Consider the following 17,642-nt stretch of genomic DNA (forward strand, 5'->3'; position numbering starts at 1 on the left):
GCCATGCGCATTGACGGGTACACCCAATTGATGGAGGCCTATCACCAACTGGCACCGGGGGACCTCTTTGTCGGGCAGATTCCGGCTTCGCCGCTGAAGGCGGTTCTTCTGACCGACCTGGCCTGCCGGGGGGTTCGCCTGCTGCCGTCGGCCGTCGCCCAGACCCTCCATGGCAACAAATGCGCCCAAGCTTTTCTCCTGGCCCCCTGGATGGTCCCCCACACCCGGGTGATGACGCGCCGCAAAGCCTTGCTGGATCTGTTGGGCGAATTTGAGCGTCGGGGCATCGCCGCGGCCGTGACCAAGCACGACCACCTGCACTGCGGCCACGGGGTGCGCAAATGGGACGACCTGGAGATGCTATACAACTGTATGAGCCTGGACGAGGGGCGTTTCCCGTTCGTAGTGCAGCCCTATTGCGAAGTGACCGTCGATGTGCGGGTCGTGCTGGTCGGCGAATATGTGGAGGCCTATGCACGGTGCAACCCGCAGGGCTTCCGCAAAAACCTGGCCGCCGGCGGCCACAGTCGGCATCATGTCTTGACGGCGGATCAGGAGGAGATGTGCCGCCGGGTGATGGACAGGGCCCAAATGCCCTATGCCCACATGGACCTGATGGTCCTGGGGGATGGGACGGTCTATTTGTCCGAGATCAGTCTCTATGGCGGCGTCCGCGGCGCCCGGGTGACCCAGGCCGAGCTGGAGCGAATGAAACGAAGTCGACTGGCGGAGCTGGCCGGATCGATCTATGTCGACGAGGGGTGACGCCGGCCGCGGGTTGCGCTGCCCTTGTGGTTACTGCATAATCTCTTGTCTGATTTAAAAACTGTTTCCGATAGGGAGGATGTCCATGAGAGTATTGGTGGTCGGCGGCGGAGGCCGCGAGCACGCGCTGGTTTGGAAAATCAAGCAAAGCCCGTTGGTAAAAAAGATCTACGCCGCACCCGGCAATGCCGGCATTGCCGAACTGGCGGAGTGTGTGTCCATCGACGCCGAAGCCGTGGACCAGTTGCTCGCCTTTGCCCGCAGCGAAAAGATCGATCTGACGGTGGTGGGGCCCGAGGGACCCTTGGCCGCCGGCATCGTGGACCGTTTCGAAGCGGCGGGCTTGCGTATTTTCGGCGCCAGCCGGGCCGCCGCGGCCATCGAAGCCAGCAAATCCTTTGCCAAACAGATGATGAACAAGTACGGCGTGTCCACCGCACGGGGCGAGGTGTTCGGCAGTATTAAAAAAGCCGAGGCTTATGTAAAGAAGGTGGGGGCGCCGGTTGTGGTCAAGGCCGACGGTCTGGCCGCCGGCAAGGGCGTGATCGTCTGCGACACCGTGGTCAAGGCCGTGGCCGCTCTCAAACAGATCCTGGTGGAAAAAGCCTTCGGCGATGCCGGGCGGCAAGTGGTGGTCGAAGAGTGCTTGACAGGGGAGGAGGCCTCTTTTCTGGCCTTCACCGATGGCAGTACGGTGTTGCCCTTGCCCACCTCCCAGGACCATAAACCGGCGCTGGACAACGACCAGGGGCCCAACACCGGCGGCATGGGCGCCTACTCGCCGGCCCCGGTGGTGGATCGCCATCTGCACGCGCGCATTATGAAGGAGGTCATGGAACCCATCGTGCGGGGTATGGCCGCCGAAGGACATCCTTACAAAGGCGTGCTGTACGCCGGTTTGATGATCGACCGCGACCGTATCCGGGTATTGGAGTTCAACGGCCGCTTCGGCGATCCCGAGGCCCAACCGCTGCTGATGCGTCTGAAAAGCGATCTGGTGCCCATCATGCAAGCCACCATCGACGGCCGCCTGGACCAGTGCCGCCTGGAGATCGATCCACGGGCGGCTGTCTGCGTGGTGATGGCCGCCGGCGGTTATCCCGGCAAGTATGAAAAGGGGGAAGTCATCCCGGGCCTGGACAAGGTTCGTCGCATGAAGGAGGTGATGGTTTTTCACGCCGGCACCGCCGTCAAGGAGAAGGAGGTGGTCACCGCCGGGGGCCGTGTGCTTGGCGTCACCGCCTTGGGCGACACGGTGGCCGCCGCCATCGACAAGGCCTACCAGGCGGTGAACAAGATCAGCTGGCAAAAAGTCCATTTCCGCAAGGACATCGGCCAAAAGGCCTTGGAAAGGCTGCGCGTCAAACCCCGGGTGAGCATCCTCATGGGCAGTGATTCGGATCTGCCGGTGATGGAGGCCACCGTCGCCATTCTCAAAAAGTTCGGCGTGCCTTTTGAAATGACCGTCGCCTCGGCCCACCGCACCCCTGAGCGTGCCGGTCGAATCGCCGCCACCGCCCGGGAGCGGGGCATCCAGGTGATGATCGCCGCCGCCGGGCAAGCCGCCCACCTGGCCGGCGCCATCGCCGCCCAGACCACATTGCCGGTCATCGGCGTGCCCATCGATTCTTCGAGCCTGCAGGGGCTGGACGCGTTGCTTTCCACCGTGCAGATGCCGCCGGGGATTCCCGTGGCCACCGTGGCCATCGGCAAGCCGGGGGCCACCAACGCCGGATTGCTGGCCGTTCAGATTCTCTCCGTGGCGGACAAGACTCTGGCCGACCTGTTGGCGGACTACAAGCAGGAGATGGCCGAAGGCGTGGCGCGCAAGGCCAAAAAGCTTGAAGAAAATTAATAAGACAATGGTGGTGGACCCGCTCCATCCGGAAACGGCACTGATCCAGCAGGCGGCGGCCCTCATTCGGCAAGGCGGGGTGGTGGTATTTCCCACCCTGGGACTTTACGGATTGGGGGTCGATCCGTTCAATGCCCAAGCCGTGGCCCGCATCTTCGCCCTCAAAAGGCGCGATGCATCCAAGCCGCTGCTGGTGCTGCTGGCGCACCCGGCCATGACGGCCCGCGTCGCCCGCCCGGCCACCCCCATGGCACGTCGCCTGATGGATCATTTCTGGCCGGGCCGCGTCACCTTCGTCCTGGCGGCGCGGCCCGATCTGTCCGACAATTTGACTGCCGGCAGCGGCAAAATCGGGGTGCGCCAAGCGGCCCACCCCGTGGCCGCCGCACTGGCCCAAGCGGTCGGCGGCCTGATCGTTGGCACCAGTGCCAATATCTCCGGCGCTGCCGCCTGCGCCGCCGTAGCCGATCTGGATCCGGCCGTGCTGGCGGCCGTCGATGGGGTGTTGGATGCGGGTCTATTGACCGGTGCGCCTTCCACTGTTGTGGATGTGACGGGATCGGCGCCGGTCATTCTGCGGCAGGGGGCGGTGCCGGCAGAGCAGATATTGACATGGAACGACCGATTCGTTTGATTCGAATGCCACGGTCGGAAGGGAATCGGCCCAGGCGCAATTCCCGTATTGACAAAGGGGTTCGTCTTTTTTATAAATGCGCTTTCATGCCGGAGTGGTGAAATAGGTAAACGCAGCGGACTCAAAATCCGCCGGGCGCAAGCCCTTGAGAGTTCGATTCTCTCCTCCGGCACCATAAAAACAAGCGCAGGGGGCACCTGACTCAGGTACCCCCTGCGCTTGTTTTCGAGATGCCGCATCACGTAATTGCGCGCTCGTAAACGCCCGCCGGCTTCCTCTCTCGAATGCCTAAGAGAATTCTCGTGTCAAGGTCGGAGAATCCATACAAATTTTCACCCGCAAGGCTCTGAGACCCTGTACCCCGGGCAGATCATCCAAAGTGAAGTTCTCCATTTCATTGGAAAGGTGACCTTTGGCTTGTAGGAATTGGATATGTTTGCGCAAATCGCGCAGTTCCTGGAGCCGGGAGTAGACGACGGCGATGTGCTCAGGCTGGGTCAGCCGCTCCCGCCCGCCATTCAAGGTCGCTTTGTCCAAACGGGATCTGATAATCTCGTAGCGGACATCATAGGCGCCATCCACATCGAACCTTTTTTCATCGTAGCGGAATCTTACAGACAGTGGTGTGGGATTGTAATAAATCAAGTGGCAGGTTTCCAGAGGAACGGCAAGGCTTGGCTTGACCTGCTGGGTATGCCATGCCATGCCACACGCCAGCATCAGTTGCCAAAGTGCTAGGTTCTGCAGGTGAAAGGGGTTGAAGCGGCCATCCTCTCGCAGGGCCGCCCCAAGGTAGATGATGTAGTCCAATCCATCTGTTTGACGTTTCTCGAAGTAGTGCGGGAAAGAATGCTGGGCTTTGGCCTCTTCATCATCCAAATAAGCCGAAAGACGCTTATTGAGCATCGCGATACTATCTTCGTATTCCTTGCGCTTGCGGTATACAAAGCCGCGCCGGGGATCGACAGGTTGCCAGTAGGATTCGACGGATAGGGCCACAGTTGTTCCCATCCGACCCAGTTCTTCAAAGGCGGGTTCCACTTCCTTTCGCAAAAACGCAATGATTTCTGTTTCCGTTCCAGCTTGCAGGGATTGCTCCAGGCCCTCCATGCGCTGTTCGATGCGATGCTGCAGTTCCATTACCAACGGCCACGGATGGATTTTGTATGCATGCTGGACAACAGAGAGTGCAAGGGACAGTTGCTCCAATAGGTCTGCCTGAATGCTTGCCGTACGGGCGTCGGCCGAGCCGCGTATGTCCGTTTGTCCGTACAGGGGCATTACATCCTTGAAGATGATCGGTTCCATTTCGGCCTTTTCGTTCGTCTGTAAACATTCCAACTGGCGAAATGCTGCTTTGCGGAACCGCCACTCCACGGATGGATGCAGAGCGGTGCACTTTTTCTTGATGATGGTTTGCACGATGTTGTTGATGTCATCTACACCGCGTCTTACGGCCATGGAAAGCATCGGCACCAAAGGTTTGATCAGCACTTTGTCCATTGCGCTGAACGCATCGGGTTGGGGCGACATCACATAAAAAGTGCCGATGATCTGTCCCTGATAATGCAGAGGGGCGATCAGTACTGCGCGTATGCCGCTGTCCAGCAGTTCCTTTTCGGCCTCGCACAGCCGCTTTTCGTTTGCCAAGTTCGGTACAATTAAAAGAGCGTTATTGGCTACAGCCCGCAGCCAAATCGAGTCTTTGAGTTCCTCCAGGGAGACATGGTTGGAATTTCTGAAGATGCAGTTGGCGGAACTGAGATCATTGTGGCGCACCACCCATACCTGATTGCCCTGCAGAGCGCCAATGCCTGCTTTCAAATCCGGTTTTCCGAACAAGATTTGCAGGCGATCCTGCAGGCGCTTAAAACCTTCCGTGCAGAACATCGTTTCCTGTTCAATCAGGTCGCGGGCCAAGTCCAGGAAAACTTCGGATTCGGTTACGTCAACGGCACGCACAAGCGTAAAACCGTGAAAAATAAATTCTTGCGGCGGAATAAGTTTGGCGAGCATATCCGGATCATCGATATGGTCCAGAATGCGTCTGCGTTCTTTTTGTGTAAGGGGCTTGGGTTTGCCAACGGTTTTGATTTCCAAAAATTGCCAGTCGGGCAAGATCCTGAAATAACGTGCCAATCGGGTCTCAGGATCCAAAGCAGCTCGCACTACCGGTGTATTGCGCCCGTGCGATATCCCGTAAACCTTGTCCAGAATCAGCCAGAACGCCCGCTGTTGCAGAAACCTGTCGGTATCCAGCTCCGGTTGCTTGAGCTCTCCCTTGATTTGTCCTTCCTCGTTCATCACAAGATGCTTGAAGGCGGGCGTATAATAAAAAGGCCTGTGATCTAATGGCGTCATCGCCCCGGCAATGACATTGTCCCAATCGGCTGCGGGAAAGGCGGCGGACATAAGGGATGCCACTGCCGTCTTTTCGGTTTCGATTGCCGCCGGATCCTCCAAAACACCACAGAGTGCCGGGTTTGCATTAATGGTTGCTTCAAGATCCTCGAAACATCGGGCCATGTCGGTGCTGCGGGGCACCACGCGATTTTTCCAGAATCGCAGCAAAGGGCCAAGGCTCAGCTCGGACTTGAAATTGTGGGGTGACAATTTTTGTGAGTTCATAGAAGACACTCCATTGAAGCGATACAAGGGCAACAGGCAAAAAAACCAAATTAAAGCCGCGCACGGCAAAACCACTCCTTTAATGCCGTATGGACTTGCCCGCACTGAAAGCTCGGGCCAGGCGTCGGCCGATGCCGTAGTAGGCCTTCTCCTTTCCCGCGCTGTAAACAATGGGTTTGATTTTGCCGACATCCGGTTGGCCGTCGCCGGTGCAATCCGCGGAGACATGGGTTTCCATGATTTGCCCGACGATCAGGGCGTGGCTGCCCAGGTTCAATTCGTGCACCACCTTGCACTCCAGGTTCAGCGGGCATTGGGCGATCAGAGGGGCGGTTTTCAGATCGCCGTAAAAGAGGGTGAAACCGCAGGCGGCGATTTTGTCCTGTTTGGATCCGGAAACCATGCCGCAGTAGTCGGTCTCCCGGACTTGGTCTTCGCCGGGGACGTTGACGGAAAAGGCGCCGTTTTCCTTGATGCCGCGAAGGGTGTGGCGGTGGTGTTGCACCGCCACGGTGAGCATGGGCGGGTTGCTGTTGGCGATGCCGCTCCAGGCGGCCGTCATGAAATTGGGTGCGCCGGCCACAAGGGTGCCGATCAGGAAGGCCGGCATGGGGTAAACAAGGGTCTGTGCACCGAGTTTGATTTTCTCCATTGGGAACCTCTTTCTCCCCGAAGGGTGCGGTGACTGGGTTGTCGTTTCAGTCGCATGGTACACGCGTCGCGATTAAAAGAAAAGGGGCCGGCACCGCGGTGCAGGGGAATTCGGGGTCGAATTAGGGGAAACCCTAATTGACAGCGCCGGCGCTGTCGGATAATCAACACTGTCAAATTCCAGCCACGCTGATCGGTTCCTTCTGCATGATTGGCTGTATTTTGTTGGGCTTCGTACTGCATTGAAAAATGGATGAAAGGCCCTGCATTGCGCTGCTTCGCGGCAGGCGATGGGAGCAGCCTTTGCGCACCCGGTGCCACGCTATCCGTCGCACAATTCTCTTTGTGCGCGCTGCAGGGCGATGGGAGGGACGGATGCTTTGTCCCGGCCCGCCCCTGACCCGTCATCATCTACGTCAAACAAGATGGATCCGGCCAGGATCGTCTGTTCCATTTCAACCCATCACCGGGAAGAGAAAGATTATGAAACAGCAGCGCTTCAATTGGATTTTCGCCATTGTCGCAACTTTGTTCCTTCTGTTGCTGGCATCCCAGTTGCTATTGGCCGCCAATGCAAGGGCGGCCTATGAATGGCGCAACGTGGCCATCGGCGGCGGCGGTTATGTGCCGGGTATCGTCTACAGCAAGGCCGAGCCCGGTCTGGCCTATGCACGTACCGATGTGGGCGGCGTGTATCGATGGGATGCGGCGGATCGTTCCTGGATACCGTTGACCGACAGCTTCGCCGACATGAACAATCTCGGCGTGACCGGCATCGCCCTGGATCCCAACGATGCCGACCGGGTTTACCTTTCCACCGGCCTATACACACAGTCGTGGTGGGACAAGAACGGCGCCATCTACCGCTCTGTCGATCGCGGACAAACATGGGCCAAGACGGAGCTGCCCTTCAAATTGGGCGGCAACGATCCGGGCCGCGGAGACGGCCCGAAACTCCAGGTCGATCCCAACAACAGCCGGGTGCTGTATCTGGCCACCATCGCCAACGGGTTGTGGCGCAGTACCGACTATGGCGAAACCTGGCGCAAGGTGGACGCCTTTCCGGGCACCAAGTGCACCTTCGTGGCCATCGACGGTCAATCGGGTACGTCGAGCGGTGTCAGTCGCGAGCTCTACGTGGGCACATACGACAATTTGCCGGATCGGTTGCAAGGGGGCATCTACAAGAGCGCTGACGGCGGTGCCACCTGGGCCCTGATCCCCGGCCAACCCACCCGGCTCGCTCCCAAAGCCTACGAGCCGGCCGACGTGCCGTTGCCTCCCAATGCCCTACAGGCGGTCATCGGCGGTGATTTTGTTTACTTTGCGTTTGCCAACGGCCCTTCACCCCATGGCGACTACGTCATCGAGAACAACATCGTCAACGGCGCCGTGTTCCGCTACAACAAGGTGACCGGTGCGTGGACCGACATCACCCCCGCACTTGAAATGCAAGGCGGATACTGCGGGCTGGACATCCACCCCACTGATCCCCATACCGTCTTTGTGGCCTCCATATCCCGCTGGTGGCCCCGGGACGACATCCATTTCACCACCGACGGCGGGCAGACCTGGCAATCATTGATCCTCAACACCGAGATGTGGCCCTACACACCCGTGGCCACCTTCGATCACAGCAGCGCGCCCTACACGGCGGACAAGGTGCCCCACTGGATGTCCGCGCTGGCCATCAACCCATTCAATCCCGATGAGGCCATGTTCGGCACCGGCTACGGGGTGTACACCACCGGCAACCTCGGCGATGCCTTTGCGGGCAAGGCCACCCATTGGGTGTTTGAAAACGACGGTTTGGAGGAAACGGTTCCCCAAGAGCTGATCAGTCCTCCCGGGGGGGCACCGCTGGTCAGCGCCCTCTTCGATGTCGATGGGTTCCGGCATGACGATTTGACCATTTCGCCCCTGGGCGGCGGCCACACCCCAAACGGCGGTTCCAGCGTCAGCATCGCTTTCGCCCAGAATGCGCCACACGCCATGGTACGGTCCCATAATGACGGCGACCGCTTCGGCTCCATGTCATGGGACGGCGGCGACAACTGGTATTTCTTCTCCGCCCAACCCGGCGGTGCCCGCGGCGGCGGTCCCATCGCCATCTCGGCCGATGCCACCCGCATCGTTTGGGCAGCGGAAGGCGCGGCGGTGTCCTACTCGGCCGACGGCGGCAGCTCCTGGTCCGTCAGTCAGGGTATTCCCGCCGGCTTGAAGCCGGTGGCGGATCGCAACATCGACAACACTTTTTACGCTTACGACAAGATCAATGGCCGGGTCTATCGCAGCACCAATGGCGGTGCGGGCTTCAGCGTCGCCGCATCGGGGCTGCCCACCCTCGGCACCTGGGATGACGGCGGCGTACTGGTTTCGGTTTTCGGCCATCCCGATCAGCTGTGGCTGGCATTGGGGTACAACGGCCTGTATCGTTCGATGGACGGCGCGCAGTCGTTCCAGAAGGTGGTTGGTGTTGACAGAGCTTTCATCGTCACCGTGGGCAAGGCCGCAACCGGCGCGAACCATCCGACCCTTTTCATTCACGGCACCATCGGCGGCCTGGAAGGGCTGTACCGCTCCATCGACACCAGCTTCAGCTGGACGAAAATCAACGGCGCCGATCAGGAGTGGGGCCGTTACTACACCTGCATGACCGGCGATCCCGATCGTTTCGGTCGCGTCTATGTGGGTACCCAGGGGCGAGGCATTTTTTACGGCGATCCCACCGGATCGGGCGGCGGCGATGAACCCTCCGTGGTGCCGGTCAGCGGGGTCACCCTGACACCCACCGCTTTGACCCTGGACGTGAATGCAACGGGACTGTTGATCGCCGCCGTTGCGCCGGTAAACGCCACCAACGGCAACGTCCACTGGAGCGTCGCCGATCGGGCGGTGGCCGGGGTGGATGCATCCGGCACCGTCACCGCAAACACCCCCGGAACCACATTGGTCATGGTTACGACGGCCGATGGCGGTTACACAGCCACCAGCACGATCACAGTGGTGCAACCTTCTTCCGGCGGTGATGACGATCCGGAAGAACCGTCGGCGGGCACGGGTACCGTGCTGAGGGAGTATTGGACCGGGGTCGGCGGCATCGGGATTTCCTCGCTCACCGGCCATGCCGATTATCCCGCCAACCCCACGGGCCGGGAAACCCTTACCGCCCTGGAAGGCCCGACCGATTGGGGGGATCGGTACGGAACGCGCATCCGGGGGTACCTGCATCCGCCCCGAAGCGGCAGCTACACCTTCTGGCTGGCCGGCGACGGTGCCGGGCAGCTGCTTCTGAGCAGTGATGCCTCGCCGGAAAATGCTTCCATCATCGCCACGGTGCCGCTGCGGACCGACCCTCGACAGTGGGACCGCTACAGCTCCCAGCAGTCCGCTCCGGTGCAACTGGTCGCCGGTAAAAAGTACTACATCGAAGTGCTGCACAAGGAGGCGGTCGGCGGCGACCACATCGCCGTTGCCTGGCAAGGCCCCGGTATCGACCGACAGGTGATTGCGGGCGATTTCCTTTCACCCCCTACGAGCAGCGTCGATCCGGGTGACGGCCAGACGGGCGACGATCCGCATGAAGATCCGGAACCGGAGGACGGCTCCGGCGACGAGCCGCATGAAGATCCGCAACCGGGGGACGGCTCGGGCCACGAGCCGCCCGTTGACGATCCGCCGGGGGATACCCATGGCGATGACCCGCGCTTCAATTACGCCGAAGCCCTGCAAAAATCCCTCTACTTCTACGACGCCAACAAATCGGGACCCGGTATCACCGGCGGTCGCCTGGGTTGGCGGGGGGATTGTATGCTGTTGGACACCGCGGTGCCGCTCAATACCGAAATGACCAATATGAGTCGGTCCTTCATCGAAGCGCACCGCCACATCCTCGATCCGGACGGCAGCGGCACGGTGGATTTGAGCGGCGGATACCACGACGCCGGCGATCATGTGAAGTTCGGCCTGCCGCAAAGCTACTCCTCTTCCACTTTGGAGTGGGCGCTCTACGAATTCAAGGACGCCTTCGTCCAAATCGGTTCCTATGAGCACATGCTGGACATCCTGCGTTGGTTCTCTGACTATTACCTGCGCAGCACTTTCCGCAACAGTGCCGGCGAAGTGATCGCCTTCAACTACCAGGTGGGCGAAGGCAGCATCGACCACAATTGGTGGGGGCCGCCGGAGTTGGTGGACCATGACGAATTGCCCCGCCCCGCCTACTTCGCCACCGCCGAAACACCGGGCAGCGATCAGGCCGCCGGCGCAGCCGCTTCGCTGGCCATTTCTTACCTGAATCGGCAGCAGGAAGACCCGGCCTACGCCGCCCGGTGTCTGGACACGGCGGTCGCGCTCTACGAATTTGCCGTGCAACATCGGGGCCTGGGCTATGACGGTGGATTTTACAACTCGTCCTATGACTACGACGAATTGGCATGGGCGGCGGTTTGGCTGCACATCGCCACCGGACAGGACCGGTATATCGATGACATCGTGCGCAAGGACGGACAGGGCCTCCATACCGGATGGTTATCCCGCATCCTCAATTCCGCTTCGGACGATTGGCAGAACATCTGGGTGCACTGCTGGGATACCAAGTGGGGCGGGGTGTTCGCCAAGCTGGCACCCATCACCAACAATCCGCAGCATTGGGAGATTTTCCGTTGGAACCTGGAGTATTGGTCCGGTGTGCCCCGGCAGAACAGTCACGATACCAACTTCCTGATGCAGACCCCGGCCGGTTTCTCCTATCTCAACACCTGGGGGTCGGCGCGCTACAACGCCGCGGCGCAGTTTCAGGGGATGGTCTACAAGAAGTACGCAAGCGACGACCGTTTCGATGCCTGGATGACCCGCCAGATCCAATACCTCATGGGTGACAACCCGTTGAACCGTTCCTATATCGTCGGTTACAGCGATCACTACGCCGAGCATCCGCATCATCGCGCGGCCCACGGATCCGCCACCAACAGTGTGTTCGATCCCCCCGAGCACAAACACGTTTTGTGGGGTGCGCTGGTCGGCGGTCCCGGGCCCCAAGACGAACACGTGGACGACACCAACGATTACATCTACAACGAGGTGGCCATTGATTATAACGCGGGTCTGGTGGGGGCGCTGGCAGGCCATTACACCTACTTCGGTGAAGGCCATCAACCGCTGGCGGATTTTCCGCCGGACGACCCCGAGCTGGTGGAGTTCAAGGTCGAGGCCAAGATCGAGCAGGTCAACGCCGAGCGTTCGCAGCTCACAATCCGGGTGACCAACGCATCGGCCTTTCCGCCGCGCAAGGAGATCCCCATTGCGGCGCAATACTTCTTCAATATTGCCGAATTGTTCGCCAGGGGACAGGACATCGGTGATGTCCGGTTCGAAGCCTACTACGACCAGAACGCCGTGCACGGCGCCTCCGTGCAGGTGGATGGCCCCGTCGCATGGGATGCGGCCAACGGTATATACTACATGGAATTTCGCTGGCCCGATGAAGGGTTCTACGGGACCCGTGAGTACCAGTTCGCCCTGATCGCCGGCCAGGATGCCACTTACACCGCCCATTGGAATCCAAACAACGACCACAGCTTCCAAGGCCTGGGCAGCACCTATGTGGAAACCCAAAATATACCACTGTTTGTGGACGGTGTGCACTATGCCGGTGTGTTTCCGGGCGAGGCAGTGGACCCCGTGGACCCCGTCGATCCGGTAGACCCAGTGGACCCGGTGGACCCGGTGGATCCTGTGGATCCGGTAACGCCGCCGGTGGCGTGCACGGTCACCTACACCATCGCCAATCAGTGGAACACAGGCTTCACAGCCGTGGTGCAGATTGTAAACCACACCCCCGCGCCTATCAACGGTTACACCTTGGATTGGGATTATGCGGCCGGGCAGCAGGTCAGCGGCTGTTGGAACGCCACCTTCAACCAGAGTGGGGCCACGGTCAGCGCGGCCAACCCGGCGGGCAACTGGAATGGCACCATCGGCGCCAACGGCGGTACCGTCGGCTTCGGTTTCCAGGGCACCTACAACGGCACCGATAACCCGGTCCCGGGAGCGTTCCGGCTCAACGGGCAGCTGTGCGGCGGTGAACAGGCAGGGCCGGGACCCGGTCCCGACCCTGTCGATCCTGTAGATCCAGTGGACCCTGTAGATCCGGTGGACCCGGCGGACCCTGTGGATCCCGCGGGTGCCTGTACCGTCAACTACACCGTTGCCAACCAATGGAACACCGGCTTCACCGCCGAAGTGCATGTGATCAACAACGGCGCCGAACCGGTTTCCGGTTACACCTTGACCTGGGATTTCACCGCCGGCCAGCAGACCACCAGCGGCTGGAACGCCACCATCGCCCAAAGCGGTGCCACGGTCAATGCGGCCAATCCGGCGGGCAACTGGAACGGCACCATTGGCGCCAACGGCGGTAGCGTCAGCTTCGGCTTGCAGGGCACCCACGGCGGGGCGAACCCCATGCCCGACCAGTTCCGGCTCAACGGTCGGTTGTGCACCCGCCAGGGCACCGTGCCCGACCCCGACCCGGGGCAGCCCGATCCCGAGCTGCCCGAGCACGGGGCGTTGTTTCCGCCCGAACTGCGCGCGGCACTGGATGCCGGGCAGGCGCCGAACTTCACATATCACCGTTTCCGGGCCCGGGCCGAAATCGCTTTGGCCAATGCGGATTAGGACCGGCTCTTTCCTTGAAGCGGCAAACACGCAAACGGAACAACCGAGTCCACCACGATTTGTCGCGGCGGAATCGGTCTGTACGCTTTTATTCAACCTTTATTGAGGGAGAGGCAAGATGAGAAGCAGACACAAACATTTTTCCCTACTGGTTTTGATCCTGCTGCTGGCGTTTATCGGCATGGTCGGTCAGGGATGCGATCCACGTGATGTCATTGGCGGCGGCGGCAGCACCGTAACACCGCCTGATCCGGCACCGACGCCGGACCCTGATCCTGGGGACACGGGTTCCCCCATCGGCTTTCATGTCGCCGACGGCCAACTGCTCGACGGTCACGGGGTGCCCTTTGTGATGCGGGGGGTGAACCATCCCCATGTCTGGTACACGCACCGCACGCCCCAAGCGATTCAGGACATCGCTGCCATCGGCGCCAATGCGGTGCGGATGGTGCTGGGCAACGGCCATCAATGGGGCCCCACGCCGGCGGCGGAAGTGGCGGACCTCATTACCCGGCTCAAAGCCCCAAACATGATCGCCGTGCTGGAAGTGCACGATGTGACCGGTTATCCGGAAAAGCAGGAAGCCGCGCCGCTGTCTACGGCGGTGGATTACTGGATCTCCATCGGCGACGTGCTCAAGGGGCAGGAAGATTTCGTGATCATCAACATCGGCAACGAGCCGCTGGGCAACAACGTGCCGCCGGCCACCTGGACGCAAATCCACATCGAAGCGATCCAGCGGCTGCGCAACGCCGGATTCACCCACACCCTTATGGTGGATGCGGCCAACTGGGGACAGGATTGGGAGCGGATCATGCTCGACAACGCCCCTGCCGTTTTTGCCGCCGATCCACTGAAGAACATCGTGTTCAGTGTGCACATGTACGAAGTATATGGGCAGCGCAGCACCATCGACCATTACCTTTCCACCTTTGTCAACCAGCACCGGTTGCCGCTGGTGGTGGGAGAGTTCGGTGCCGACCATTTCGGTCAAGCGGTGGATGTGGCATCGATCCTTGAGCTGGCCGACCGCTACGGGGTCGGTTACCTGGGCTGGTCCTGGTCCGGCAACAGCGGCGGCGCCGAGTCGCTGGACATTACTTACGGTTTCAACGTCAACAGCCTTTCTCCCTGGGGTGACTTTTTGATCAACAGCACCTACGGTATCCGCAACACCGCGCAGCCGGCGACGGTGTTCATGGGCGGTCCCGTGGATCCGGTGGATCCGGTGGACCCTGTAGATCCGGTGGACCCTGTGGACCCCGTGAACCCGGTGGACCCAGTGGATCCAGTGGATCCGGGCACGCCGACGGCGGCCTGCACGGTCAACTACACCATCGCCAGTCAGTGGAACAACGGGTTTACGGCCGATGTGGAGATTGTCAACCACGCCGCGGCGCCCATCACGGGGTATACATTGACTTGGGATTTCGGTGCCGGTCAACGTGTGGCCGGTGGTTGGAATGCCACCTTCGGTCAAGAGGGCACCACTGTGAGCGTTGCCAATACAGGGGCCAACTGGAACGGCACCATCGGTGCAAACGATGGTGCGGTGCGTTTCGGTTTCCAGGGTACCTTTGATGGCGGCCGGAATCCGGTGCCCACGGTGTTTCGCCTCAACGGCCAGGTGTGCGGCGGAGCAGTGGACGACCCGGTGGTTCCCGTGGACCCGGTTGATCCGGTGGACCCGGTGGACCCGGTTGATCCGGTGGACCCGGTGGACCCCGTGGACCCGGTTGATCCGGGTACGCCCACTGGTGCTTGCACAGTGGACTATGCCGTGGCCAACCAGTGGAACAGTGGGTTCACTGCCGATGTGACCGTCACCAACAATACGGCTGCGGTTATCGACGGCTGGACGCTGGCGTGGCACTTTGCCGACGGTCAGCAGATCACCGGTGGCTGGAATGCCAACGTGACCCAGGCGGGTGTCAATGTAACCGCCGGCAATCCGGCCGGCCATTGGAACGGCATCTTGCGGTCCAACGGCGGTAAGGCCACCTTCGGCTTTCAGGCCAACCATTCAGGCACCAACGCCACTCCCGTGCGGTTTACCCTCAACGGCGTTGTTTGCAGCGACGGGCAAACCACGGACCCGGTGGATCCGGTAGACCCGGTAGACCCGGTAGACCCTGTGGACCCTGTGGACCCTGTGGACCCCGTGGACCCCGTCGATCCGGGCACCCGGGTGGACAACCCGTTCGTGGGCGCCGATGCCTATATCAATCCGGATTACGCGGATAAGGTCTACCAGCAAGCCAACGCCACCGGCGGTGCTTTGGGTGCAGCCATGGCGCGGGTGGCCGAGTATCCGACGGCGGTGTGGCTGGATCGCATCGCGGCCATCGCGGGTGCCGGCGGTGCCATGGGTCTGCGCGACCATCTGGACGAGGCGTTGGCGCAGCAAAAGGCCGGCCGTCCCGTGACCGTGCAAGTGGTGGTTTACAACTTGCCCAACCGGGACTGCGCGGCCCTGGCCTCCAACGGCGAGCTGCTGGTGGCCCAAAACGGCATGCAGCGGTACCCCACTGAGTACATCGATCCCATCGCGGCGATTCTGGCCGATCCCAAGTACCGCGACTTGCGCATCGTGGCGATCATCGAGCCCGATTCGCTGCCCAACCTGGTGACCAACCTGGACACGCCCATGTGCGCGGAAGCCAACGCCACGGGGGCCTACGTGCAGGGCATCCAGTACGCCATCGACAAGCTGCAGCCCATCGGCAACGTTTACATGTATCTGGACATCGCCCATTCGGGCTGGTTGGGCTGGGACAGCAACTTCCAGCCGACCGTGCAGCAGTACGTGCAGATGCTGCGGGGCACCAACGCGGGGCTCAACAGCATCAGCGGTTTTATCACCAACACGGCCAACTACACCCCCACCACCGAAGTGTATCTGACCAACCCCGAGCTGCAGGTGGGCGGGCAACCGGTCAAGGCGGCCGATTTTTATGAGTGGAACCCCTACTTTGACGAATTGCGTTTCGCCCGGGCGCTGCGCACCGCCTTTGTCAACGCGGGCCTGCCGTCGAGCATCGGCATGCTGATCGACACATCGCGCAACGGCTGGGGCGGCGAGGACCGTCCCGGCGGCGTGAGCGGTTCCAACAACCTGAACACCTACGTGGACCAAACCCGTGTGGACCGGCGTCCCCACCGCGGTGGCTGGTGCAACCAGGCCGGGGCGGGTATCGGGCTGCGTCCCCAGGCCAACCCGGCGCCGGGCATCGATGCCTACGTGTGGGTCAAACCGCCGGGAGAGTCCGACGGAGTGGCCTCGGCCGGGGTGATCGATCCCAACGACCCGAACAAACGGTTCGACGCCATGTGCGATCCCTTCGCCCAAAACCGTTACAACAACGCATACGGCACCAATGCGCTGCCCAACGCACCGCATGCCGGACGCTGGTTCCCCGAGCAGTTCGAGATGCTGGTGCGCAACGCCTATCCGCCGCTCAGCGGCACGGTCATCCCGCCCGATCCCGATCCGGTGGATCCTGCAGGCGACACCTTTGTCGGCCGGCATGGGCAATTGCAGGTGGTCGGCAATCAATTGGTCAATCAGTTCGGCGACCCTGTGCAACTCAAGGGGATGAGCACCCACTGGGTGGCGTGGTACCCAGAAGTGATCAACCGTCAGTCCATCGAGTGGTTGGTGCATAACAAGGGCATGACCCTTTTTCGGGTCGCCATGGGCGTGGAGCCCGAGGGGCACTACCTCGACGCGCCGGAGTTCAATAAGGCCAAGGTCATTGAAGCGGTGCAGGCCTGCATCGACCTGGGCATCTATGTGATCATCGATTGGCATGACCACAACGCCCACCAGCATTTGCCCCAAGCCCGGGCCTTTTTCGAGGAGATGGCCACCCGTTTCGGTTATACGCCCAATGTGCTTTACGAAATTTTCAACGAACCGGAACAAGTCAGTTGGAGCGGCGTGGTCAAGCCCTATTCAGAGCAGGTCATATCCGCCATTCGCCGCATCGACCCGGACAACATCATCCTGGTGGCCACCCCCCAATGGTGTCAATTGCCCGAACAGGCGGCGGCTGATCCCATCGCGGCGGACAACATCATGTACACCCTTCACTTCTACGCCGCATCCCACGGCCAGTGGTTGCGGGACAGCGCCGATCGGGCCATGCAGCGCGGCATTGCCATTTTCGTCAGCGAATGGGGTGCTTCGGATTATACCGGCGGGCTCAACGGCAGCCTGGATCTCAATGCCGCCCGGCAGTGGATCGACTGGATGAACGCCCGCAACATCAGTTGGGCCGCCTGGAACCTGGCCGACAAGGATGAGACCACCTCCATCCTGGTGCCCGGCGCCGATGCCTACGGCAACTGGACCGATGACGACTTCAAGGGCCACGGACCGTTCGTGTTGCAGAACATGGCCCAATAGCAGTTGACAATAAACGCAATAAA

Annotated in this window: 7 protein-coding genes and 1 tRNA gene; 6 read left to right on the plus strand and 2 right to left on the minus strand. The window is 60.9% G+C overall.

Going from position 1 to position 17,642, the window contains the following annotated elements:
* Positions 1-3: 3 nt before the first annotated feature.
* From MRX98_RS13920 to MRX98_RS13935, 4 genes are all read left to right on the plus strand, one after another.
* Complete coding sequence (locus MRX98_RS13920) at positions 4-765, plus strand: ATP-grasp domain-containing protein (RefSeq protein ID WP_246910274.1); 762 nt, start codon at positions 4-6, stop codon at positions 763-765.
* Positions 766-850: 85 nt separating this feature from the next.
* Entirely contained in the window at positions 851-2,620 is a 1,770-nt protein-coding gene (purD, locus tag MRX98_RS13925) for a phosphoribosylamine--glycine ligase (protein ID WP_246910314.1), read from the plus strand.
* On the plus strand, positions 2,607-3,254 hold the full coding sequence (locus tag MRX98_RS13930; RefSeq protein WP_246910331.1) for an L-threonylcarbamoyladenylate synthase: 648 nt from the start codon (positions 2,607-2,609) through the stop codon (positions 3,252-3,254). Before purD ends, MRX98_RS13930 begins: the two co-directional genes overlap by 14 nt.
* Positions 3,255-3,342: 88 nt before the next feature.
* Positions 3,343-3,429 (plus strand) — tRNA-Leu (locus tag MRX98_RS13935).
* A 113-nt stretch (positions 3,430-3,542) separates the two neighbouring features.
* On the opposite strand, the gene MRX98_RS13940 is transcribed toward MRX98_RS13935, so the two are convergent.
* Both MRX98_RS13940 and MRX98_RS13945 read right to left on the minus strand, forming a co-directional pair.
* Positions 3,543-5,882, minus strand: a complete 2,340-nt coding sequence (locus tag MRX98_RS13940; RefSeq protein WP_246910334.1) for a GAF domain-containing protein — start codon at positions 5,880-5,882, stop codon at positions 3,543-3,545.
* A gap of 79 nt (positions 5,883-5,961) precedes the next feature.
* On the minus strand, positions 5,962-6,534 hold the full coding sequence (locus tag MRX98_RS13945) for a flavin reductase family protein (RefSeq protein WP_246910337.1): 573 nt from the start codon (positions 6,532-6,534) through the stop codon (positions 5,962-5,964).
* 482 nt (positions 6,535-7,016) lie between these two features.
* Here MRX98_RS13945 and MRX98_RS13950 point away from each other — a divergent pair, with 482 nt between their 5' ends.
* Complete coding sequence (locus tag MRX98_RS13950; RefSeq protein WP_246910339.1) at positions 7,017-13,211, plus strand: glycoside hydrolase family 9 protein; 6,195 nt, start codon at positions 7,017-7,019, stop codon at positions 13,209-13,211.
* A 118-nt stretch (positions 13,212-13,329) separates the two neighbouring features.
* Positions 13,330-17,619 (plus strand): glycoside hydrolase family 6 protein, encoded by a 4,290-nt coding sequence (locus MRX98_RS13955; protein ID WP_246910353.1) that lies wholly within the window; start codon positions 13,330-13,332, stop codon positions 17,617-17,619.
* The last annotated feature ends 23 nt before the right edge of the window (positions 17,620-17,642 follow it).

The sequence above is a fragment of the Desulfatitalea alkaliphila genome, from assembly GCF_022968795.1.
GTDB classification, from domain to species: domain Bacteria; phylum Desulfobacterota; class Desulfobacteria; order Desulfobacterales; family Desulfosarcinaceae; genus Desulfatitalea; species Desulfatitalea alkaliphila.